Below are 22,213 nucleotides of genomic sequence, written 5' to 3'. Positions count from 1 at the left end.
GAAGAAGAATGTTTATGTGCTGGTTGTTTGATTGATTACATAAGCCTCTAGCTTGAAAATAGGGGAATTAGGAAGAGAGATTTTTAGGGAAAAATAAGTTTCTTTCTTCTGCATCCTGCCTTCTACCTCCTACCTGGTTGGCGAGTGTAGCCGTACTGCGTTCGCGCAGCGTCTCGTAGAGAAGCAGAACCCGCAGGGTACCATTGCCTTTATTCAAAAAAAAGTTATAAATAATCTCAGTTTTTATACGGGTGAGTGATGTTTTGATAAGTATATGTGGAATGGAAACGACATGAAATATTAGTCAGAGAGGTAGCGTTATGAAATATGTTTCTTGGAATACTCTTTCTAGAACTGCTATCAGTGGTTTTTATGGGCACGGTAGAGGCGCAGTATACTTGTCTCATGATGGCAATGTACATTATTGCTGGGAAGGTCAAATATCTTTAGCTGTTTTGTTTTACGATCCCGAGACTGAGTTTGTTCTGGTTAAAGAGTGGCGTAATCCTGATAACCAAACTATTCATTTTGCTACCGCTATCATGCCTTTAGGCGCAAATGTCGTTTTACAGTTTTAAAATTATTTCCATTCACTGTTTCTAAATGTAGATTTTCGCAATGCCACCTAGAGAAGTTTTAGTAATTCATGTGAAACTAAAAAGTGTCATTGCAACTTTTAATAGTCTTTGTCTAAAGTCCGCAGTTTTGAGAGAAATCAACGCCAGCATAATTCGTAATTACGATGTTGTTGAATTTGGGAGGATTGCGATCGCAATTTGAGAGGTTAAGAAATTATAAGTAATGTAAATTTTTGTTGAGCGATCGCTCTTTTTGTATTTGCGAAGAGAAGTATTGAGCGATCGCCTGTAAGTTAGATTTTCATGCTGGGTACATCCTGCTCATCACCATGATATTCCAGATCGTTGGGTGCGCCACAAGCGGAAATATCGCCGGTATTGCCAGTAAAATTCACATCGGCTGACAATTCTGGATGTTGTTCTTTGCGTTCGGCAATTTGTTCACGAGTGAGAATTTTCGATTTATCAAAACCTAACTCGATTTCGGCATGTAGTCCTTTATATTTCACCCGCTTCAGGTTGTAGAAGCGTTTGTTGAGGGTAGTTTGGGCAAAAGCCTTTAAGCAGCCTAAAAGATATTTTCGCTTAAAGGGATCTTTGACAAACCAATACTCTAGCGTTTTCCGCAGATAGAACCGGGCGTAGTTGCGCAACACGCCTTTGAGAACTTCTTCCCGTTCCATTGCGTTGGGCTTCATGATTGGCGTGACAAAGTTATATTGCGAATAATCTCGGACTTCGACGCGATCGCCTAATTCCTGAAATAATTCTGAAAATGGCCAAGGGGTAAACATATTCCAGTTCACCATGTCTGGTTCCCAATCCAGCGCCATTTTATAGGTTTGTTCAATTGTCTCCGGGGTTTCGTTCTCTAAACCCATAATAAATTGGGCTTCGGCAACCATCCCATTTTGCTTTAGTAATTGAATCGCCCGCTTGTTTTGTTCAATTGTCGTTTCTTTGCGGAACAAGTTCAGCTTTAATTGGGCGGCGGCTTCTGTACCTAAAGAAACATGAACTAATCCGGCTTTGCGGTAAAGGGGTAATTCTTTTTCATCGCGCAAAATATCTGTGACTCTGGTATTAATTCCCCAATGCACACCTAAATTGCGTTCGATTAATTCGTTACATAACGCAATAAATTTGGGTTTGTTGATTGTCGGTTCTTCGTCGGCAAGAATGAAAAAGCCTACCTTGTGTTTTTTCACCAAGATTTCAATTTCATCGACAAAGCGCTTGGGAGAACCGGAACGGTATTTGCGCCAGAATTTCCATTGAGAGCAAAAACGACAGGTAAATGGGCATCCTCTCGCATAGTTTGGCACAGCTACGCGCACGTTCAGAGGAGTGTAGATATATTTCTTCCAGTCTAAGAGATCCCAATCTGGGGTGAGGGTATCCAGGTCAGCAATTGGGGGATGGGCTGGTGTAGCTACGACTTTACCATCTTCGAGGAAGGCAATACCTAAAATATTACGGCGATCGCTCTGATCTGTACCATTAGCGATCGCGCGTAGTAAATTAACTGTAATCTCTTCTCCTTCGCCGCGAATAATATAATCTACCCAAGGTGCTTCATTTAGCACTTCACTATACATATAGGTAGGGTGAACCCCGCCCATAATTGTCTTGGCTTGGGGGCAAACTTGTCTAACAATTTGTAGCGTTATTTGCGATTGGTAAATCATCGGCGTAATCGCCGTTGCTAGTACCACATCCGGTTGATATTGAGCGATAATTCCCGCTAAAACATCATCAGGAATATAGTCTGTCATCGCATCAACAAAACGGATATCGGTAAAGCCGGCTTGCTTTAATGCTCCACCAACATAAGGAACCCAACTAGGTGGCCAATTTCCAGCAATTTCCGCACCACCAGAATGATAGTTGGGTTGAATCATCATGATCCGCATAATTTTTTTCCTGCTGCTTTAAGAGGACTAAGGAAGGATGAAGGATGTAGGGCTTTGCCCTTCCCGAAGGGTAGGATGAAGGATGAATTTCTTGACTTCATACTTCATACTTCACACTTCATCCTTCAAATTAAATTGCTTTAGAAAAAGCTGCATTTTTTCGCTGTCTGGTATGAGCATCGAAGATGGAGGCAATATTTCTAATCAGTAATCTGCCGCTCGGTGTTACCTCAATACCATTGGGTATCATCCGAATCAAGCCATCAGCTTCTAGCAATCGCAACTCAGATAATTCTCTAGCAAAATATTCATTAAAATCCGTATCAAAAGCTATATGATATTTTTCTTCCACATCATCAATTGAAAGGCGGAACTGACACATCAATTCCATAATCACAGTCCGACGCAGAATATCGTCGCGATTGAGACTTACTCCTTTTTCAATGGGCATGATGCCTAAATCAATAGCATGGTAGTAACTTTTTAGCTGCTTAATATTTTGAATGTAAACATCGTGCAGCATACTTATAGAAGTAATACCAAAGCCAAATAAATCGGATTCGGGTTGTGTTGTGTATCCCTGGAAGTTTCTGTGGAGTTTACCCTCTTGTTGGGCGATGGTTAGTTCATCATTAGGTTTAGCAAAGTGATCCATCCCAATAAACCAATAACCATTTCCAGTTAATTCTTCAATTGTCATCTTCAGAATATCTAATTTTTCTGAAGCTTGAGGTAATGCTGACTGGGGAATCTTTCTTTGTACAGGCTTCATCCAAGGTACATAAGCAAAGTTAAACACAGCCACTCTATCGGGATCGAGTTTGATGGTTTTGGCTATTGTGTTTTTAAAGGTAGCCAGACTTTGATAAGGTAAGCCATAAATTAAATCGACGTTAACACTCTCAAATCCCGCATCGCGAATCCATTCCATGACATTAAAAAGCATAGATTCTGGTTGGACGCGATTAATAGATTCTTGCACTTGCGGGTTAAAGTCTTGAATGCCAAAGCTAATCCGATTAAAGCCTAAGCTTTTTAAGAAAAAGATATAATTTCTATCAACATATCTGGGATTGATTTCAATGGAGATTTCTGCATTTTCATCAAAGCTGAATTGTTGATTAATATTATTCCATAAAAATTCTACCTGCTGTAAACTTAAATAGTTAGGTGTTCCCCCTCCCCAATGTAGTTGATGAACTTGGCGCTTAGAAGAAATTAAGCTAGAAAATTGTTGGATATTGCGAGCAACATAATTGAGATAAGGGTCTACAATTTCTTTTCTTTGGGTAATAATTGTATTGCAACCGCAAAAATAGCAAGCAGTTTCACAAAAAGGTATATGAAAGTAGAGAGATAGGGGCGTATTTTTATAATTGCCAACTGCAATAGCTGCTCTCAAATCCAACTCGCCAAAATTTTCTTTTAACTCTGTTGCTGGTGGATAACTTGTATATCTAGGTAAAGCTTGATCGTACTTTCTGAGTAACGCCGAGTTGAATTCTACTGTTTGTGTTGCCAGTTTCATCATGCTAAGAACCTTGAATGATTTAATGTCAGTTGTCAGTTGTGAGGCAGTGCGTTGGGCGGGTTCCCCGACTTGAAGCAACTGCCGAACCCGTCAGGGTCAGTTGTCAGTTGTTATTTGTTATTTGTTATTTGTCCCCCTTCTCCCCTCAACACACTATTTCCAGTCATAGATAGCTAGCAACTGGGTTTTATATACAGAAAATTTCTGTCGTATTTTATGCGTATGGGTATCTAATTTGTAGAGTCAAGATAGCCACAATCGAAAAATTTACAAAATTCAGGACAAATCAGGGCGTTGCTGTAAACAAGTATGAATTAGGATTAATTCCTAGACGCAGAGCTAGAGAGAATAAGAGTTTGAAAGATGATATTTTTGGGTTTCATACTCATATTCAGCAACGCCAAATCTAGAGTTTCTCTAAATTGAACTTTTCATGCTTTATGCTTATTCAGCCGCTACGAGTTCTACTGAATTATTACCAGGTGAACGTTCTGTGCTACCGGGTTTATCTTGGCGCGTAATCAAATCAAAAACGTGATCCCCAATAGCAGCTTTGACATCTGCTTCTAATTCATGAACAACATCGCGATTGAGTTCAAATGCATAATTAGCTTCGGCGATAATTTTTTCAGCTAAAGCATCATCTACAGGTAATGCATTCAAAGCATCACGATATTGTCCTTTAAATGCTCTGATGGCTTCAACTGTAGGTAGTTGCTCAAATTCATGAAGTCCAGTTCCTTGATTTTCTGGTAAATCTAGGGCGGAACGGATAATTTTTTTCAAACTTTGTCCGCCAGATAAATCTCCCATGTAGCGAACATAAGCATGAGCAACTAATAATGCAGGTTCTGTGTTTGCGACTTCATTAATCCGCCCCACATAAACTTTACCTGCTTCTAGTGCTGAGATTTGCTCGCGCCAGTTTTCACCGTAGTAAAAAGCCAAGTCTTTCTCTAAATTGGCTTTACGGTTCAACAAGGGAAAATAAATCAGACTGACTACAGGATGAGTACTATATTGCTGAAGCTGTTCTTCCAAGGCAGTGTAAACTAGATACAAGTTCGCTATTAGTTTCCGAAAGGGTTCTCTTTCCACAATCCCTTTGAGGAAACATTTCATAAACGCTGTATTTTCTGCCATTGTATGGGATTTTTTTGTTCCTTCCCGTAACTTGGTTGCTAGATCGGTACTCATACTCAATTCCTAACTTTTTAATTGTCTATATAACTTTATGGCTATATAGACAACCAAATAAACTAAACTTTTCAAAAATTAACCTGAGGTTGGCAAAATTTCTCAAGCCGACTCAGAATTTAGTAGCAGTCAGGATTACGCTATAAAAGCACGACCTAGAGGTAACTCACCTTTGCTATCAAACGTGTTAAGGCTGGATTTGTTGGATTTGGGACTAGCTCAGCTTTATCACTTTAACCGAGACAATGATTTGTGGAGGACACTGCGCCGTTGCATTTAAAGGCTGGCGCTTCATTGATCATCGGTTAGCATTGGCAATTTACCCTTCTGAAATCAGCCCCACTGAAGTCAGTTGCGATCGCATTACAGAGATTTACTTGATTTAGCTTAACTTAACAACAGAAAGCAAGACTAAGTCTAGCATAGCTCAAATCTAGACGATTTAAACCTGCTTTTTTGATATCTATTTCAGCTATACTATGGGCGATCGCTTGGCCATACTACAGCCAAGTCCGGAGGAACCCCGCCCCAACGAATGCATGTGTCGCATTCTTTTTTACTAGTTTAATTAAGTAAAGATACTGCACCCCAGCATGAAAATCAATGCACAATGACTAATGTGCATTCAACCCCACAACCAACCTAGAAGATTGAAGTATAATTTTTGCAGGATTACTCTCTGCGTTCTTGATAATCTTCAGAGGACTTGGGGTCTAACTCCCAACGGCGATCATCACGCTCTTCTAAGATATCGTTAGTGCGGAGAAAAGTGCGATCGCTCATTTCTAGCCCTACTGCTGCTTCTAATTCCTCAGTGACATTTTGATCGGGAGTCGGCGCAGTACCACCCACAGCTTCATCTCCCACAGCATCTGCATCTTCCCAATAAGCATCAACATCACCACCAGTGAGTTCGGGGCTAGTTTCTGTATATTCCCGCCGTTCTGCTTGCATGGAGCGACCACCGATATTGTATCCTGGAACTTCTTTAACACCAGTGCCATAAGATTCGGTGATTTCTTGGGGTAAATCCTCAGGGTTGATTTCTGGTTGATGATTATTTGGCATAATTCTTCAAGTTTGCAGCCTCTTTACCATAACCTTTTCCACAAAAAAGCTTGTCTAACTAGGGATGTATTACTTTAGAAAGAAAACAATCTATCCCTTGAGAACGACGATCATTGAGTATTTGAAACATATTCTGGTAAGTATGAATTCATGGTCAAACCCCGTGTAGTTGAAGTTATTAGTTATGGGCAATAAGTTAATAAACAAAGTATTTTGCTTAATAGCTTATTGTTCATAACTGATATTTTATTGAAAAAACTTAAGAGGTTGTTTGAAAAGTGGTTTGCTGTATCTTCACACTAATCGATCCCCCCTAGCCCCCCTTAAAAAGGGGGGAAAACTTCTTAAAGTCCCCCTTTTTAAGGGGGATTTAGGGGGAGCTAAAAGGTTTTGCTACCTACGACAGGACTTTTCAAACATCCTCTAACAATCTATGCAATTAATCTTTTTTAAATTTGATGATTGCTTGCAACTACCTAAATGCTAAATCACAGCATTTATTGGGAAACCCCGGAGGTAGAAAGTGGAATACAACGAGTTTATTACCCACGTACAAAGCCTAGCTCAATCAAATTCTCGTGCAGAAGCAGAACGTGCTATCTTTGCCACACTAGAAACAATTGAAGAACGGATTGGATCGGCTCAAGCCCAGGAATTAGCTGCACAGTTACCTGATGAACTACGCAACTATCTAAAAGCAAGTCAGAAAGAGTCTGCTCAATCCTTTAATCTCCAAGAGTTTATAGCCCGTACAAGTCAAAAAGAAAATATTGACCCAATAATGGCTGTAAATCATGTGCGCGCTGTATTTGCAGTTTTGCAAAATGCAGTCCCACCAGAAAAATTTACGGCTTTTCACACCCATTTCTCTCACGATTACGAAGAACTGTTTACTACCGCATCTACGACATAGTAAACAATTCCTCACTGAATGAGGGCAAAAAAATGCCGCCATTTTTAGGAATTGAATTACCAAATTAGTTGACTATTTTACCCAGGAAAAAATCAGATGGTACATCATAACAGTCATTCAGCTAAGAAAAAAGTTGCGATCCTCATTGAAAATAACGTTGAAGATGCAGAATTTACTGTGCCTTATAATGGCTTAAAACAAGCGGGAATGGAGGTAGTGATCCTTGGTTCCCGGATGAATGAGAAATATAAGGGTAAACAAGGTAAACTTAGCACTCAAGCTGATGCTACCACCACAGAAGCGATCGCAGCTGAATATGACGCAGTCATAATTCCTGGCGGTATGGCTCCTGATAAAATGCGCCGTAACCCCAATACAGTACGCTTTGTTCAAGAAGCTGTACAACAAGGAAAATTAGTAGCCGCTGTCTGTCACGGGCCGCAACTTTTGATTGAAGGCGATTTACTCAAAGGTAAACGCATTACTGGTTTCAGTGCAATTCGCAAAGACATTATCAATGCTGGTGCAAATTATATAGATGAACCGCTAGTAGTTGATGGTAATTTGCTTACTTCCCGTGAACCTGGTGATTTAGGGATTTTCACCACAGCTATCTTAAGCCGTCTGGGTTACGGTGGAAAAGACGCAGCATTACCCAATGAAACCGATACATCTGCTGAATGGTGGAAACTGGCTGATGCTTGGGGTGGTTCAACAAAAGGCGATATCGTTAAAGGTTTGAATACTGCTTTAGCTGGTGAGCGTTATTCTTTGGAAGCATTGGAGAAGTATCTCGAAAAAGAATCAAATACAGACGCGAGATCCATTTTTCAAGAACTAATTGCAACTAAACAGCACCATATCCAAAAACTAGAAACCTACCTCGATAGATTGGGAGAAAAACCCTCCTTAGCTGCAAATATCGCCGAACAATACGCCAAAGTAAAAACCAGCTTGACTGGTAGCGATGACGTATATCAAATACGTTGCGCTTTAGGCGATTTGCAAACAGGAGTTGGCGATATTGGTAATTTGTGTGCCCAATTTACCGATCCCGTAGCCACCGCTCTTTTAAAACAAATTTATCAAGATTTAGTGACATGTGAACAGCGATTAGTTACCCTATATCGCCGACTTGTCACCGCCGAAGTTAAGCCGCCCAAGCCTACCACAGGTGCGGCTACAGCTATGTAATTTGTTTGACAACCTCAGAAGAGGACACTTCCATGCTGGAATTTTCCCAAATAGGAAAGTGTCCGTAGCGCAAAGAACACAGAGAGAGAAGAAGAGAGTCTTTGCGCCTTCACTGGTCATTGTACTGTAATCGGGAGAAAAAAAAGTGACTGCGACACCAGGAGATAGAACAAACACCAGTCAAGGTGAAGCCAGTGAAGCTGAACGTTGGGCTTCTTTAATCGGTGGCGGCGCTATGGTGCTGATGGGTTTGAAACAAGGCTCGTTGCGAGGTGCGCTAACGGCTTTGGCTGGTGGAGGTTTGATATATCAAGGTGTAACCAAACAAAGCACGATTCAGCAAGCACAGGAAGCCGTAGGCATGAATAAACCAATCAAAGTTGAAAAGACGGTAACCATTAATAAGCCTATAGATGAACTTTACCGCTTTTGGCACAACTTTGAGAATCTGCCGACATTCATGAAGCATCTCAAATCGGTTACGGTGTATAACCAGACCCGTTCTCATTGGATTGCCAATGCACCCTTGGGTAACAGTGTGGAATGGGATGCAGACATTTTAGAAGACCGGGAAAATCAATTGATTTCTTGGGCTTCGGTGGAAGGTGCAGATGTAGATAATTCTGGTTTTGTTCGCTTTCAAAAAGCACCCGGTAACAGAGGTACAGAAGTCAAGGTAGTTCTAGAATATAACATTCCTGGTGGGCAGTTGAGTGCTGCGATCGCAAAACTCTTCGGTGAAGAACCAGAACAACAAATCGGCGATGATTTACGCCGCTTCAAAATGCTCATGGAAGCCGGAGAAATCGCCACCACAGAAGGTCAACCTACAGGACGCCAATAGTCGGGTTTGTCAGTAGGGGCGGGTTTATTTAGATTGTTGCTAATCAGCGAGAAATATCTGTAAACCCGCCCGTACAGTTGTCAGTTGTAGTCAACACAAATGACAAATGACCAATGACCAATGACAAATGACCATTGACTATGGACTAATAACTATGAAAGCAGTTTGCTGGCATGGAGCCAACGATGTCCGGGTAGAGACAGTACCAGATCCGAAAATTCTCAACCCTCGCGACGCTATTATCAAAATTACTTCCACAGCTATCTGTGGCTCAGATTTACATATCTACGGTGGCTATATCCCCACAATGCAAAAAGGTGACATTATCGGTCACGAATTTATGGGGGAAGTGGTAGATGTAGGTAGGGGAGTCCATAATTTAAAAATAGGCGATCGCGTCGTTGTTCCTTCAACAATTGGCTGTGGTTATTGCAATTATTGCCAGCGTGATATGTGGTCGCTGTGCGATAATTCCAATCCCAAAGGTTGGATGGAAGAGAAATTATACGGCAATATTACCTCAGCAATTTACGGCTACTCGCATCTGTTAGGTGGTTACGCAGGCGCACAAGCAGAATATGTGCGCGTACCTTTTGCGGATGTGGGTGTTGTGAAAGTTCCTCCCGAATTACCGGACGAGATGCTGCTATTTATCTCCGACGCTATTCCCACCGGTTATATGGGAGCCGAATTTTGTGATATTCAACCCGGTGATACCGTAGCCGTTTGGGGTTGCGGTGCTGTCGGACAGTTTGCCATGATTAGCGCCTACATGATGGGTGCAGAGAGAGTGATTGCGATTGATCGCTTTCCCGAACGTCTAGAAATGGCCAGAAAGTATGCCAAAGCAGAAACAATCAACTACGAAGATGTTGATGCTGGCGAAGCGTTGAAAGAGATGACTGGTGGCCGTGGCCCCGATGCTTGCATTGATGCAGTGGGTTTAGAAGCGCATGGTGTCGGTTTAGAAGACTTCTACGATCAGACAAAACAAAAGCTGAGATTAGAAACCGACCGTCCCCATGTACTACGACAAATGATGGTAGCTGCACGTAAAGGTGGCACTCTTTCTATTATGGGTGTTTACGGTGGATTCGTAGACAAAATGCCCTTCGGTGCTGCTATCAACAAGGGTTTAACCTTCAGAATGGGACAAATGCATGGACAGAAATATATGCATTTGTTACTCAACATGATTTTGGATGGGAAACTCGATCCATCTTTTGTTGTTACCCACAAATTACCGCTAGAACAAGCACCCCACGGTTACGAGATTTTTCAACAGAAAAAAGACAACTGTATCAAAGTTGTTCTTAAACCGTGAAATAGCTCATAGCTATTAACAATAACCAGATTGTAATGTAACAGAGGATATCTATGGTACGTGTATTTGCTTGGATTCAAAATGCGATCGTGCGCCGGATTGTGGTTGTTTTTATGCTAGGTTTGGCGTTTTTAGGAATGCAAAGTTTCGGCTATAGTAATGGAATGCTAGCTCAAGCCGACACTGTGAAAACACCAGAAGGTATCTATTACAAAGGCACACCCGATAACGTTGGCAATACCGGCGGTGATAAGAATTTGTTGGAAAAAGCTAAAGATGCCCTAAAACCAAATTCTGGCGATAATATCAGACGAAATTTGAAGGATGATCAAGGATATTATGGCGATAGTAGATATGGCAATAGTTCCAGTAGCAGCAATAGCAATAGTGGTGAAACAGTAAGAACCCCAGAAGGTATCTACTACAAAGGTACACCAGACAATAACCCGATTGAAAATAGCCAAAACAAACTCGGCAAAGCTGCTAATAATATTCGCGAAAAGCTAAACTTAGATGAAGACACTCCTCGGGCGACAAAAGACTTTGTTAATTCAGTGAAGAACAAAGTAGGAGATGTCGTTAATCCTGGTAATAGGAATTAGTAATAAGCTTTGTAGGGTGGGCACTGCCCAACCCATACTATCCTTAATTTCTTACTCCTTTTTTCAAACTCAGTAGGGGCAGGTTAAGCCAGATATTCGTGAATTATTTGATCATATCTGTGAAATAGCCCCTACCCTTTGTCTAAAGGCCGTAGGGGCGGGTTAAGCGAGATAGCCGTCAATAATTTGATCATATCTGTGAAATAGCCCCTACTGTTTGTAAGAAACGCAATAATAAATTGTCAGTAATTTCTTGATTAAGAATAAAATCACGATTAATCGTGAATCAAGATATTAATTTTGGCAAAGTAAAGAAATTTAAAGCCTAAGGATTAATAATTATGAAAGCAGTTTGTTGGCATGGAGCCAATGATGTAAGGGTGGATACAGTTCCCGATCCCACACTGATCAACCCCCGTGATGCAATTATCAAAATCACTTCCACAGCAATTTGTGGTTCCGATTTGCATCTTTACAATGGCTATATTCCCACAATGCAAAAAGGTGATATCCTTGGGCATGAATTTATGGGGGAAGTCGTTGAACTGGGTAGCAGTGTTAAACATGTGAAAATAGGCGATCGCGTCGTCGTTCCTTTCACTATCTCTTGTGGTTCTTGTTTCTTCTGTCAGCGCGATTTGTGGTCTTTGTGCGATAACTCTAACCCCAATGGTTGGTTAGCAGAAAAGCAGATGGGCTATTCACCCGCAGGTCTATTTGGCTACTCCCATTTATTAGGCGGTTACGCTGGTGGGCAAGCAGAATACGCTAGAGTGCCTTTTGCCGATGTTGGCTTGTTCAAAATTCCTGATGGTTTAACGGATGAGCAAGTATTATTTTTAACCGACATTTTCCCCACAGGCTACATGGCCGCTGAGAACTGCAACATCAAACCCGGTGATATTGTCGCTGTGTGGGGTTGTGGCCCTGTCGGACAATTCGCCATCAGAAGCGCTTACATGTTAGGTGCAGAACGAGTTATCGCCATCGACCGCATCCCCGAACGCCTACAAATGGCTAAAGAGTATGGTAAAGCCGAAGTTCTCAACTACGAAGAATTTGATGTAGGCGAAGCACTCAAAGAAATGACCGGAGGTCGTGGCCCTGACTCCTGTATTGATGCTGTGGGGATGGAAGCACATGGTACAGACGCGATGGCGGTGTACGACAAGGTAAAGCAAGCAGTACGTCTAGAAACAGACCGACCCACAGCTTTAAGACAAGCAATTGTAGCTTGTGGTAAAGGCGGTCACCTATCTATTCCCGGAGTTTACGGTGGCTTTTTGGACAAAATACCTATGGGTGCGGCGATGAACAAGGGTTTGACTTTCAAAATGGGACAGACTCACGTTCATCGGTATGTCAAACCATTACTAGAACATATCCAAAATGGTGACATCGATCCCTCATTTATCATCACCCACCGCCTACCTCTAGAACAAGCGCCCCACGCCTACGAAATTTTCAAGCACAAAAAAGATAACTGTATCAAGGTTGTACTAAAACCATGAGTGACACCAGCGTTAAGAAAGTAGACTCTACCCATTCTCCTAAAGGTAAACTCGGTCAGAAGTATCTTGCATCTGGTAAGACTTTGGCAATGCGTCTTTGGGAAAATGAACAACCAAGCGAAGATAAACCGCCAACTTCCCGCGACTATGAAACAGTCGGTTATGTAATCAACGGTCGCGCTGAGTTACATATTGAAGGACAAACTATTTTATTAGAACCTGGAGATTCTTGGGTGGTTCCGAAAGGAGCAAACCATACATATAAGATTCTCGAATCGTTTACCGCAGTTGAAGCGACGAGTCCGCCTGCACAAGTACATGGGCGTGATGAAAATTAAAGCAGAATTCAGGATTCAGAATCTATTTTGAAAGATAACTTTTGATTACTGAATCCTTCTGCAATTTTCTACCTCTTTCAAGACAAAATCAACACAGAGCAGCACCGATAAATTGACTATATTTATCGGTGTTTTTTTGTGTGTATCTATAGTTTTAGATATTCCTATTTTTTGTAATATTTTTATCTGGCATTATATTTTGGACGGGTCTAATGATCGCAAGACACTCTGATGGGGTTATCAATAAAGTGAGCAATGACCACCAAAACACAAATATCTGGTCAATGCCCACCCTACAAAGTTTGTGTCGGCAACGTTGTATCTGCCCCTTGATATTCATTGAATTTAACGTTATCATTTCCTCAACTCAAAGAAGAGGATAGACCCCTCGGAGAGGTTTACCTGAAAAGGAGATTTCCGATCAGTCTCAAACTGTCAGAAGTGGGCATTAGTAGGGTAAAACGTATCTGCAACGATATCGCAGCAAGTGAGTGCCACGTTCTTGTAATTAACTTTCCTTCAAGCCGAAAGTAGAGTTCGTGGAAGCTGGATGGTACCGCCATTCTATGGTTCCAGCAATGGATAGTGCAGGCTAAAGCCTGAGCCTATTGATAGTTATTTTGCGGAACCTATGATATGGAGACTATTACACGAAGGCTAATTGCCTCCCTCAACTCATCAATTGCAGAAGAAATTATTATTCGAGGTTGGATTTCTCGTTTGCGATCGCTGGCTCGCACAACATTCATCATTGTTAAAGACTGTAGTGGCGAGATTCAGTGTGTTGCTGATTCCGAAGCGTTACGGGAAATTTCACTGAAGCCAGACGAGCCTGTCGAAGTTAGAGGTAAAGTCAGAGCAGACTCCCGCGCCCGTGCTGGTTTTGAGGTGGAAATATTAGCAATTTCTTTGCTCAATTCAGTAACTCATTTATTGCCATTCAATTCTAATGCCGATCTAGCTGATATCGGCATTGATACCATTTTGAGCTACCGTCCGCTATCACTGCGTAATCATAGTGTTGGTGACATCTTTAGAATACAGGCAGCAATTCTGCATTACTTTCGGCAATTCTTAAGGGAGCGACATTTCACTGAAATAGTCACATCCAAAATAGTTTCAGGCGGAACTGAAGGCGGAACAAATGTATTTGAAATCAAATATTTTGAGCGTTCAGCTTACCTCGCTCAAAGTCCGCAATTCTATAAAGAACAAGCTGTGGCTGGTTTAGAAAGAGTTTTTGAAACTGGTCATGTTTATCGTGCTGAACCACACGCTAGTAGCCGTCACCTGACTGAATATTACTCTTTAGATATTGAGTTAGGATTTATCGAAAGTCCTGAAGAAGTCATACAGTTAGAGCGAGAACTCCTCAACTTCATCTTTGAACGACTCAATCAAGAGTACTCTCACATACTGGAAAAATATCGTTCAAAGCCATTACCGCTAATGCTTGATATCCCTATATGGGAATTTGCACAATGCTTAGAAAAGCTCAAGCATTACTTTGGTCGTACCGATCTGATAGATGATCTAGACCCAGAAGCAGAACGCCAACTTTGCCAACTAGCAGAGTCAGAAACAGGAATATCTGCTGTGTTTGTACTTGGCTTTCCGCTTACAGGACGACCATTCTACACACACCCACGAGGCGATCGCGGAGCTTCTCAAAGCTTTGACCTACTTTTTGAAGGTATTGAAATCACAACAGGTGGACAACGACTTCACAAACGCTCTGATTTAGAGCAAGCACTTCATAACCGTGGTATTGATCCCGCGTCTTTTGAACATCATCTACGAATGTTTGAAATCGGAATGCCTCCACATGGAGGATTAGCGATTGGGCTAGAAAGACTAACAGCGAGAATTTTACATTTAGCAAATGTTAGGCAAGCGACGCTTTACCCACGAGATAGATACCGAATATCGCCATAATCTCAACTTATTGAAAAATGGGGTGAAAGTGGGTCATTAGCTTCGCTTACCGCGCAGCGAAGCTATACCCGAAGGGCTTTACATAATTTGTCATACATATCAGTATTTAGAAGTATGTATTTATTGTCCAGTTTTGTCCAGTTAATCAGCGATTAGAGGTGAGGCGATCGCTAAAACAATATCTTGATAAATTTCTATATTTAAAACAACAACACCCAAACTACTAGCTTAGTTTTCCTCTCTTTTCTCGCTAATATCTGGGGTTGTACTGATTATATCACTTGTGCAAAGAGATTAAAAAATCAGTCACATCGCCCCCCTGGAGGCACTAATTTGAGGAAATGTAAGTGTTCGATTTGGGTGTTGTAGTTAGTTGACGAGACAGATATAGAAACAGCGTTTTTACCTCTTAACTTAATTTAACTTTTGGACTGTGGCTGTTGGATCTGCCAGGAAAGCTTGTTAGCTCTGATTAATAAATTATCACTATTAGCTAGAGGGGAATTATTCTTGCAATTAAACTTTACTTTTAGTAGTAAAACCTTAGTCAGATATTTGAGAGATATTAGCGTAGATGCTTATTGCGTTGGGCGAATCCCTTAGAGCATGGTAGCAGAACTCGTAGAGTAGCAGCTTTTCATCAGACATCGCTTAAGGGAACTCCAAAAAATAAATTATTCCGTTAAAGTCGTTGACGGTAGACTGTTGACGTTTGACGGTTAACTGTGAACCGTCTGTAGGGGCAGGTTCTGTGAGATATTCACGCCTAAAATAGATATGTCGGTTAAACCCGCCCGTACAACAATAGCTTCGGGAATATTTTTTTACTTGGAAGTCCCTAACCACACATGTGAGAAAATTCTCAATAAATTACAAAAAATCGGGTTATCACCATTACCCTGTTGCTAGATAAACAAAGGCAGGTTGAATTTTCGTTAATCTTCTAAAAATCCGCAAATATACCATACATTTTCCGACCTATTTGAATTTATTCTGGTAGTGAATACACCAAAAAGTCGAGAGATGTGACCGTAAGCCCAAATTTTCCAATCATTCTAGTGAGTTGAGAAACCAGCTAGGATTCCTCTGGGAAGCCCTGGCTAAATAATTAGGCATATCGTTCCAGATAGCCAAATCCAAAGCATAAGGGGCAGGCTATCCTCTCATAAATACTAATCAAGTCAATTGAGTAGTTTTATCTTTGAAGTAAAAACTCAAATTATTTGGATGAGTATTTTCTAAGTAAGACCCAAGATATGAGAATTTGAGGAAAAGGTATGCCAGAAAATGAACGGGAAAAAATACGTCACCTTTTGGTTATCAAAGACTTACAGGGGCAACAAACTATTCCCCTACAAGAGGCTACTTATTCTCTCGGTCGGGATTCGGGAAACGCTATTGTCCTCCGTTCGCGATCGGTATCGAGACAACATGCCATTTTATTAAGGGTGACTATTCCAGAGACCGATCAATATGGCTTTCGGATTATTGATGGTGATTTCAAAGGAAAAAAAAGTACGAATGGTTTATTCGTAAATAGTAATAAATGCTACTCTCATAATCTCCAGCACGGAGACGTGATTGCATTTGGTAATAACCAAGTTAGTGCGAAATACTACGCCATTTCCAACTTGTCAGAAAAAGCTTTTTCTGAATCTTTTAATGTTGAGGACATATCTACCTACCTATCGGAGCAAGCCCATCCGGTCAATCCTTTTGAGACTCTGATCACTCCCGATATGAACTTTGAAGGTGCTAGTGAGACAGTACTCGCGCGTCTAGCATCTTTCCCAGAACTTATTCCTAATCCGATTATCGAAATGGATACAGAGGGAACAGTGATATATCTCAATCCCGCAGCAGCTCTCAAATTTCCCAAATTGAGGGAATCCGGGGAGCAACACCCAGTCTTGAGAGGATTGCTCAAAGCAATTAAAAATCGCCTGGGAAATTCTTTCGTTCGCGAGGTGGAAGTAGGTTCAGAAATTTTTGAACAATCTATTCATTATCTTCCAGAAAGTGATTTGATTAGAACTTTTATTATTAGGGATATTACAGAGCAAAAGCGAGCTACAGCCGAACTGCGCCAGCGAGACCGTTTACTACAAGCAGTCGCGGAAGCTGCTAATTATTTGCTTGTCGAAATGAACTACGAGAGCGGTGTGGAAAAAGCTCTAGCTATACTAGGTGAAGCGGCCGCAGTAGACCGTACTTATCTGTTCAAAAACCATCTCCATCCGACTACAGGGGAAATGGCCGTCAGTCTACTGTTTGAATGGACGCGATCGCATATTGAGCGATCGCAGCCCCACTGGCACAATCAGATTTATCAGTCTGCTGGCTTAGAGCGTTGGTACACTGCACTATCACAGGGACAATCGATTATTGGACTCACCCAGGAATTTCCTCTCACTGAACAAAAAATTCTCCTCCGAGATCAAATTCAATCAATCTTCTTAGTACCGCTGTGTTTTGAGGAAAAGTTTTGGGGTTACCTAGGCTTGGCAGATTGTTCACAAGCACGTCACTGGTCAAGACACGAAGAGTCTACCTTGTTGACGATGGCAGCCAGTATCAGTGGTGCTTGGCAGCGTCAGCAAGTAGAAGAAAAAATTCGTTACCAAGCTCTTCACGATCTACTCACAGGTTTACCTAACCGCCTTCAGTTTAATCATTCCCTTGATAAAGCTTTACCTAATGCAGGTATCAATCCGGATAGTCTCGCTGTCATGTTTCTCGATCTAGATCGTTTCAAGGTGATAAATGATACTTTGGGGCATACACTAGGAGATATTCTGTTAAAATCGGTAGCTCAAAGATTGAAAGAATGCCTGAGAACTGGGGACACCGCTGCCCGTTGGGGGGGTGATGAATTTACTATTTTACTGCCCCAAGTAAATTCTCTAGAAGAAATAAAACAGATAGCGCAGAAAATCCTCAAAGCTTTAACGAATGCCTTTGAAATCAAAGGGCACGAACTCTATATCAGTGCTAGCCTTGGCATCGCCTTATTGAATGACAACAGCCCTGATGCTGAAACCCTAATCCAACATGCGGATGCAGCCTTGTATCACGCAAAAGATGCTGGTAGAAATAACTACCAGTTTTACAGTCCTAATCTAAGTATTAAGTCACCTGCATTCCTAACTTTAGAGAAGAGTTTACGCTATGCCCTAGAACGGGAAGAATTCATGCTGTATTATCAGCCACGGGTGAATATTAAAACGGGAGCAATTACTGGCATGGAGGCTCTACTACGTTGGCAACACCCGGATATGGGACTAGTAGCGCCTAATATCTTTATTCCCTTGGCTGAGGAAAGTGGATTGATTGTCCCCATTGGTGAATGGGTAATCAGAACAGCTTGTAGGCAAAATAAAGCTTGGCAAGAAGCAGGATTACCGCAGCTGACTGTCGCTGTCAATCTCTCTCCGAAACAGTTCCGCCAACCGGATTTACTGGACATTTTGACTAGCATTTTACAAGAAACAGGTTTAAAGCCGAAGTTTTTAGAGTTAGAAATTACAGAGTCAACTGCTATTCAAGATTTAGAGTTCACCACAACAGTGCTGGAAAATTTAAAGCAGATGGGTGTTTATCTTTCTATTGATGACTTTGGTACTGGTCATTCTTCTTTATCGCGCCTACAGCTTTTACCGCTGCACCATTTAAAAATCGATAAGTCTTTTGTTCAAGAATTGTCAACAGATCAGAAAGTAGCTCATATTGTCAAAGCGATCGTAGTATTAGGTCAGAGTCTAGGGTTAAAGCTTACCGCTGAAGGTGTGGAAAAACAAGAAGAACTCGATTTTTTGAAATCTATCAATTGTGAGGATGTACAGGGTTATTTCTTCTACCGGCCGCTTGCTGCCCACAAAATTACAGAAATACTGCAAAAAGAAAAACTAAAGCACTAGTACCGCTGCGCGGAAGTCAAGAGTCACGCATTCACGCATTCAAAATAATTGAATTCCTTGCTCTTGCGTCATTTGTCATGGGTGCTTTAATGATGCTGCGATGTACTAGTTAAAACTAAAGTTAAAATTAGAATATTCAGATCTAGCTGTTAAAAATGTACAAATTTGCTCCAGCCGGGGAGAATGAACCAATAGTATTTGGTGCGGCGCGTCCTGGGTATTTAAACCAGAATGTGCATGATTGGATTGAGTTCATGAAGCAGCAAGATATTAAGCGAGTTTGTTGCCTTCTGCCTGAAAAGGAATTAGTTAATTATTCCCTGAATCTGGTAAATAAATATGAACAAGAATTTGGGGCTGCGCAAGTTTGCTGGGCACCAATTGAAGACTTCCACCTATGTGATTTAGAAACACTCACTACGAAAATACTTCCTTTTTTAATTACAGCAGACAAACAAGGTGAGAAAGTAGTTGTCCACTGTGCTGGTGGTAATGGGCGTACTGGTCATGTACTAGCCGCATGGTTAGCGAGTGTTCGGGGATTATCAAATAAAACAGCGATCGCCGCCATCAAGAAAACAGGCAGAAATCCTTATGAAGCTGCGATCGCATCTGTATTTAGGGGCAAAAATCCCTATAAAGTTGTCCAAGAACTTGATTCACTGTTGAATAATTGCCGATCGGCTTAAGATAGCGATCGCTTACTTTCTGGAAAGTCCAAAACCCAGACTGAACAGCACTGATTGACTTTCTAGGTGTTGTGAGTGGGCTTTTACGTTCAATCTCTGTGAGTCGCAAAAGAAGGTAATATTGCCCTAACACACTTGATGGCAGTATCCTGCAATTAGCCGTAGAAGTATCTGCGGCTGTGATAGTTGCTGAATTTCAGATAAATTTAAATGTTGAATTGCTTATGCGTCCTCGCCAAGAAATTACGGAGATGTTCTCAACCTTCGTTCAGTTGGAAAGAGACAGTTTTAGCAAATGGTTGATTGATATCAAACTGCGTCGCAGTATCCAAAATTGCTTACAGTCTTCACCAGAAGTCCCTAACTCAGAAAACTTTTGGGCACTATATTGGCACAAGCACTGGCGAGAACAATCTCATAGCCTTGCTAGAATGCATCTTTGTGCTTATCTACAAGAATCAAGTTACTGGACTGCTAAAAAAACAATTACCAGATTTACACATAGCCAATACAGCCTAGCTGATTACTTTCAAATGGCGAATGCGGAAATCGAAACAATTCTCAAAAGCTTTAACCCAGAAAAATCTTCTAACTTAAAAGCCTATGGGACAATAGCGATCGCCAGTCGGCTAAAAGATATTTTACGCCAACGCAAGGAAGCTGATATTTGTACAAGTTGGGGATTGTTACGCAAAGTCAGCAGAAAGCAGTTCTTAGAAGCTCTCGATCAAGCAGGATTATCACCTACCGTAATTGCCCAATATCGGCTAGCTTGGACTTGTTTCAAGGAATTGTATCTCCAAAACCAACCAGGAGGCACAAAGGCGCTACCAGATCCAAATCGCCAGCATTGGGAAGCTATTGTCAACCTCTACAACCGCGAACGACAAAATCAATTAACTCCAGCGATCGCAGAATGCACAACAGAGAAAATTGAAAAGTGGTTAACCCAAGCGGCTATGTATGTGCGTGCTTATCTGTATCCCCCTGTCAGTTCTCTAAATTTAGCCATATCAGACGATGACTCCACAACAACTTTTGATTTGCCAGATCCATCCTCCGTTTCATTAATCGCTGATATGATCGCCGCAGAGGATGACCAAGATCAACAAAATCAACAATCTCAGATTCGAGATATTTTGTTAAAAGCTATACAAAATTTTGAGGTAAAAACCCAGGAAATACTTAAACTTTACTACCAACAGGGACTGACTCAGCCACAAATTGTAGAACGCCTACAAATGAGTCAGCCTACGGTTTCTCGCAGGCTATTCAAAGCTAGAGAATCATTGCTCACAGCATTGATCCAATGGAGCCAAGATGGACTTAATATTTCTGTGACTTCCAACCTAATTAAAGATATGAGTACCGCTTTAGAAGAATGGTTGCAAGTTGACTATGGCGAATCTAGCTGACGTTATCCTGAATGAGGTAGTAAAAATGACTTCCGCTTTTATCGAACCGCAAGAACTATTGTTAGAAATATCACCGTCACTACAGGAAAGTTCTTGGCAAGAAAGCCAAGTTTACGCCACACCTAGCAGTCGTTGGCGTGCTTACATCAATCAAATTTCCCTTGATGGGTTTTTGAATTGGGTAAAAACTGAATATGTTTCCCATGTGAGTGTTTGGTACAGTTCCCCCGGTATTCCTGCGTTTTGGGAATTTGTCAATGGTACAGCAATCTTGTTAGGGGAAAGGCGAGTGGTTTTAATTCCCAGTGAAGCAATTGACGATCGCGAGTTAGAAGTTCCTCAAGAATGGGTAGATATTCCCAGTTGGACAGCGGACTATTATTTAGCTGTACAAGTTAAACCGGATGGGGAGTGGGTAAGAATTTGGGGTTACACTACCCATAAAGATCTGAAATCTTTAGCTGACTACGATCCAGTGGATAGAACTTATTGTTTAGATGTACAGCATTTAACAAAAGACCTAAATGCGTTCTTTTTAAGCTATCAATTTTGTAGAGGAGAAGAAATGAAAACTGCGATCGCTCCACTACCAGAATTAGCGCCTGCTCAAGTAAAAAATCTGCTACAACGCTTAAGCAGTACTGAAGTAACATTTACTAGATTAGCTGTACCCTTTAGTACTTGGGGAAGCCTACTAGAGAGTGAACAGTGGCGGCAAGATTTATATCAACACTATTTATATCAACAGCAACAGCCATCGCAATTTTTAAATGTGCAAGTTAATCTCAGTCGTTGGCTAGAAGAAATTTACGATGCTTCTTGGCAAGCTATAGAGACTTTTTTTGCGCCAAACTCCAGCAGTTTAGCTTTCAATTTTCGCAGTTCCTCTGGGTTAGGTGGGGCCAGTATCAAACGCGCCAAGTTGATTGACTTGGGAATGGAAATAGATACACAAAAAGTAATCTTACTAGTCGCCCTCATCCCAGATGCTAACCAACAAGTTAGTATTCGCGTGCAGCTACATCCAGCTGGTAATCAACCCTATCTACCCGCTAATATCAAGCTAGTTTTACTTTCAGATCAAGCAGAGATAATTCAACAAGTACAAGCCAGAAATCAAGATATCTACGTCCAATTGAAACTCTTTGATGGGGAAGTGGGAGAATGTTTTACCATCCAAGTAGCGCTTGATAGTTACCAGATTACAGAAAATTTTTTGATTTAGTCATTTGTCATTTGTCAAA

General features: G+C 41.3%; 19 protein-coding genes. 14 read left to right on the top strand and 5 right to left on the bottom strand.

The window, feature by feature from the left end; all coding sequences use genetic code 11:
* The first annotated feature begins 320 nt into the window (after window positions 1–320).
* Window positions 321–578: a hypothetical protein gene (locus AACU32_RS09305; RefSeq protein WP_096599310.1), complete on the top strand. Its 258-nt coding sequence runs from the start codon at window positions 321–323 to the stop codon at window positions 576–578.
* A gap of 40 nt (window positions 579–618) precedes the next feature.
* Window positions 619–780, top strand: a complete 162-nt coding sequence (locus AACU32_RS09300; RefSeq protein WP_339377700.1) for a hypothetical protein — start codon at window positions 619–621, stop codon at window positions 778–780.
* Between the two features lie 91 nt (window positions 781–871).
* Here the strand turns inward: AACU32_RS09300 and bchE are convergent, their stop codons facing one another.
* The 5 genes from bchE to AACU32_RS09275 all read right to left on the bottom strand — a co-directional run bounded on the left by bchE (window position 872) and on the right by AACU32_RS09275 (window position 6,287).
* Complete coding sequence (gene bchE / locus AACU32_RS09295; RefSeq protein WP_096599309.1) at window positions 872–2,491, bottom strand: magnesium-protoporphyrin IX monomethyl ester anaerobic oxidative cyclase; 1,620 nt, start codon at window positions 2,489–2,491, stop codon at window positions 872–874.
* A gap of 130 nt (window positions 2,492–2,621) precedes the next feature.
* Window positions 2,622–4,019, bottom strand: a complete 1,398-nt coding sequence (hemN, locus tag AACU32_RS09290; RefSeq protein WP_096599308.1) for an oxygen-independent coproporphyrinogen III oxidase — start codon at window positions 4,017–4,019, stop codon at window positions 2,622–2,624.
* Between the two features lie 447 nt (window positions 4,020–4,466).
* A complete protein-coding gene (locus AACU32_RS09285; protein WP_096599307.1) occupies window positions 4,467–5,219 on the bottom strand; it encodes a biliverdin-producing heme oxygenase in 753 nt (250 codons plus the stop codon).
* A gap of 305 nt (window positions 5,220–5,524) precedes the next feature.
* Window positions 5,525–5,578, bottom strand: coding sequence for a hypothetical protein (locus tag AACU32_RS40680; RefSeq protein WP_445223218.1), 54 nt, complete (start codon window positions 5,576–5,578; stop codon window positions 5,525–5,527).
* Window positions 5,579–5,891: 313 nt separating this feature from the next.
* A complete protein-coding gene (locus AACU32_RS09275; protein WP_339377697.1) occupies window positions 5,892–6,287 on the bottom strand; it encodes a DUF6335 family protein in 396 nt (131 codons plus the stop codon).
* 523 nt (window positions 6,288–6,810) lie between these two features.
* On the opposite strand from AACU32_RS09275, the gene AACU32_RS09270 reads away from it, so the two are divergent.
* From AACU32_RS09270 to AACU32_RS09215, 12 genes are all read left to right on the top strand, one after another.
* Window positions 6,811–7,200, top strand: a complete 390-nt coding sequence (locus AACU32_RS09270) for a DUF2267 domain-containing protein (protein WP_096599305.1) — start codon at window positions 6,811–6,813, stop codon at window positions 7,198–7,200.
* 96 nt (window positions 7,201–7,296) lie between these two features.
* Window positions 7,297–8,394 (top strand): DJ-1/PfpI/YhbO family deglycase/protease, encoded by a 1,098-nt coding sequence (locus AACU32_RS09265; protein WP_096599304.1) that lies wholly within the window; start codon window positions 7,297–7,299, stop codon window positions 8,392–8,394.
* 145 nt (window positions 8,395–8,539) lie between these two features.
* Window positions 8,540–9,238, top strand: coding sequence for an SRPBCC family protein (locus tag AACU32_RS09260; RefSeq protein ID WP_096599303.1), 699 nt, complete (start codon window positions 8,540–8,542; stop codon window positions 9,236–9,238).
* 154 nt (window positions 9,239–9,392) lie between these two features.
* The gene (locus AACU32_RS09255) at window positions 9,393–10,562 is read left to right on the top strand and encodes an alcohol dehydrogenase catalytic domain-containing protein (protein ID WP_096599302.1); all 1,170 of its coding nucleotides are present in this window, start codon (window positions 9,393–9,395) and stop codon (window positions 10,560–10,562) included.
* Between the two features lie 53 nt (window positions 10,563–10,615).
* Window positions 10,616–11,164, top strand: a complete 549-nt coding sequence (locus tag AACU32_RS09250; protein WP_096599301.1) for a hypothetical protein — start codon at window positions 10,616–10,618, stop codon at window positions 11,162–11,164.
* A 341-nt stretch (window positions 11,165–11,505) separates the two neighbouring features.
* Window positions 11,506–12,675: a zinc-dependent alcohol dehydrogenase gene (locus AACU32_RS09245; RefSeq protein ID WP_096599300.1), complete on the top strand. Its 1,170-nt coding sequence runs from the start codon at window positions 11,506–11,508 to the stop codon at window positions 12,673–12,675.
* Window positions 12,672–13,013, top strand: coding sequence for a cupin domain-containing protein (locus AACU32_RS09240; RefSeq protein WP_096599299.1), 342 nt, complete (start codon window positions 12,672–12,674; stop codon window positions 13,011–13,013). The genes AACU32_RS09245 and AACU32_RS09240 overlap by 4 nt, the downstream gene beginning before the upstream one ends.
* A 636-nt stretch (window positions 13,014–13,649) precedes the next feature.
* Window positions 13,650–14,948, top strand: a complete 1,299-nt coding sequence (gene aspS / locus AACU32_RS09235; protein WP_096599298.1) for an aspartate--tRNA(Asn) ligase — start codon at window positions 13,650–13,652, stop codon at window positions 14,946–14,948.
* A gap of 1,277 nt (window positions 14,949–16,225) precedes the next feature.
* A complete protein-coding gene (locus tag AACU32_RS09230; protein ID WP_096599297.1) occupies window positions 16,226–18,865 on the top strand; it encodes an EAL domain-containing protein in 2,640 nt (879 codons plus the stop codon).
* A gap of 155 nt (window positions 18,866–19,020) precedes the next feature.
* Complete coding sequence (locus AACU32_RS09225; RefSeq protein WP_096599296.1) at window positions 19,021–19,554, top strand: protein-tyrosine phosphatase family protein; 534 nt, start codon at window positions 19,021–19,023, stop codon at window positions 19,552–19,554.
* A gap of 224 nt (window positions 19,555–19,778) precedes the next feature.
* Complete coding sequence (locus AACU32_RS09220) at window positions 19,779–20,969, top strand: sigma-70 family RNA polymerase sigma factor (protein WP_096607925.1); 1,191 nt, start codon at window positions 19,779–19,781, stop codon at window positions 20,967–20,969.
* A 25-nt stretch (window positions 20,970–20,994) separates the two neighbouring features.
* Window positions 20,995–22,194, top strand: coding sequence for a DUF1822 family protein (locus AACU32_RS09215; protein WP_096607926.1), 1,200 nt, complete (start codon window positions 20,995–20,997; stop codon window positions 22,192–22,194).
* Window positions 22,195–22,213 lie beyond the last annotated feature (19 nt).

This window comes from Calothrix sp. NIES-2100 (assembly GCF_963875285.1).
Lineage (GTDB): Bacteria > Cyanobacteriota > Cyanobacteriia > Cyanobacteriales > Nostocaceae > Aulosira.
The sequence above is the reverse complement of the archived record's forward strand: the minus strand, read 5'-3'. Positions and strand labels throughout refer to the sequence as shown.

What these genes read in the sequence shown, in the direction of transcription:
- hemN (WP_096599308.1), bottom strand. Translation starts at nt 4,019, where the DNA reads ATGAAACTGGCAACACAAACAGTAGAATTCAACTCGGCGTTACTCAGA.
- AACU32_RS09240 (WP_096599299.1), top strand. Translation starts at nt 12,672, where the DNA reads ATGAGTGACACCAGCGTTAAGAAAGTAGACTCTACCCATTCTCCTAAA.
- AACU32_RS09220 (WP_096607925.1), top strand. Translation starts at nt 19,779, where the DNA reads ATGCGTCCTCGCCAAGAAATTACGGAGATGTTCTCAACCTTCGTTCAG.
- AACU32_RS09275 (WP_339377697.1), bottom strand. Translation starts at nt 6,287, where the DNA reads ATGCCAAATAATCATCAACCAGAAATCAACCCTGAGGATTTACCCCAA.
- AACU32_RS09300 (WP_339377700.1), top strand. Translation starts at nt 619, where the DNA reads ATGCCACCTAGAGAAGTTTTAGTAATTCATGTGAAACTAAAAAGTGTC.
- AACU32_RS09225 (WP_096599296.1), top strand. Translation starts at nt 19,021, where the DNA reads ATGTACAAATTTGCTCCAGCCGGGGAGAATGAACCAATAGTATTTGGT.
- AACU32_RS09215 (WP_096607926.1), top strand. Translation starts at nt 20,995, where the DNA reads ATGACTTCCGCTTTTATCGAACCGCAAGAACTATTGTTAGAAATATCA.
- bchE (WP_096599309.1), bottom strand. Translation starts at nt 2,491, where the DNA reads ATGCGGATCATGATGATTCAACCCAACTATCATTCTGGTGGTGCGGAA.
- AACU32_RS09245 (WP_096599300.1), top strand. Translation starts at nt 11,506, where the DNA reads ATGAAAGCAGTTTGTTGGCATGGAGCCAATGATGTAAGGGTGGATACA.
- AACU32_RS09265 (WP_096599304.1), top strand. Translation starts at nt 7,297, where the DNA reads ATGGTACATCATAACAGTCATTCAGCTAAGAAAAAAGTTGCGATCCTC.
- aspS (WP_096599298.1), top strand. Translation starts at nt 13,650, where the DNA reads ATGGAGACTATTACACGAAGGCTAATTGCCTCCCTCAACTCATCAATT.
- AACU32_RS09230 (WP_096599297.1), top strand. Translation starts at nt 16,226, where the DNA reads ATGCCAGAAAATGAACGGGAAAAAATACGTCACCTTTTGGTTATCAAA.
- AACU32_RS09255 (WP_096599302.1), top strand. Translation starts at nt 9,393, where the DNA reads ATGAAAGCAGTTTGCTGGCATGGAGCCAACGATGTCCGGGTAGAGACA.
- AACU32_RS09285 (WP_096599307.1), bottom strand. Translation starts at nt 5,219, where the DNA reads ATGAGTACCGATCTAGCAACCAAGTTACGGGAAGGAACAAAAAAATCC.
- AACU32_RS09305 (WP_096599310.1), top strand. Translation starts at nt 321, where the DNA reads ATGAAATATGTTTCTTGGAATACTCTTTCTAGAACTGCTATCAGTGGT.
- AACU32_RS09250 (WP_096599301.1), top strand. Translation starts at nt 10,616, where the DNA reads ATGGTACGTGTATTTGCTTGGATTCAAAATGCGATCGTGCGCCGGATT.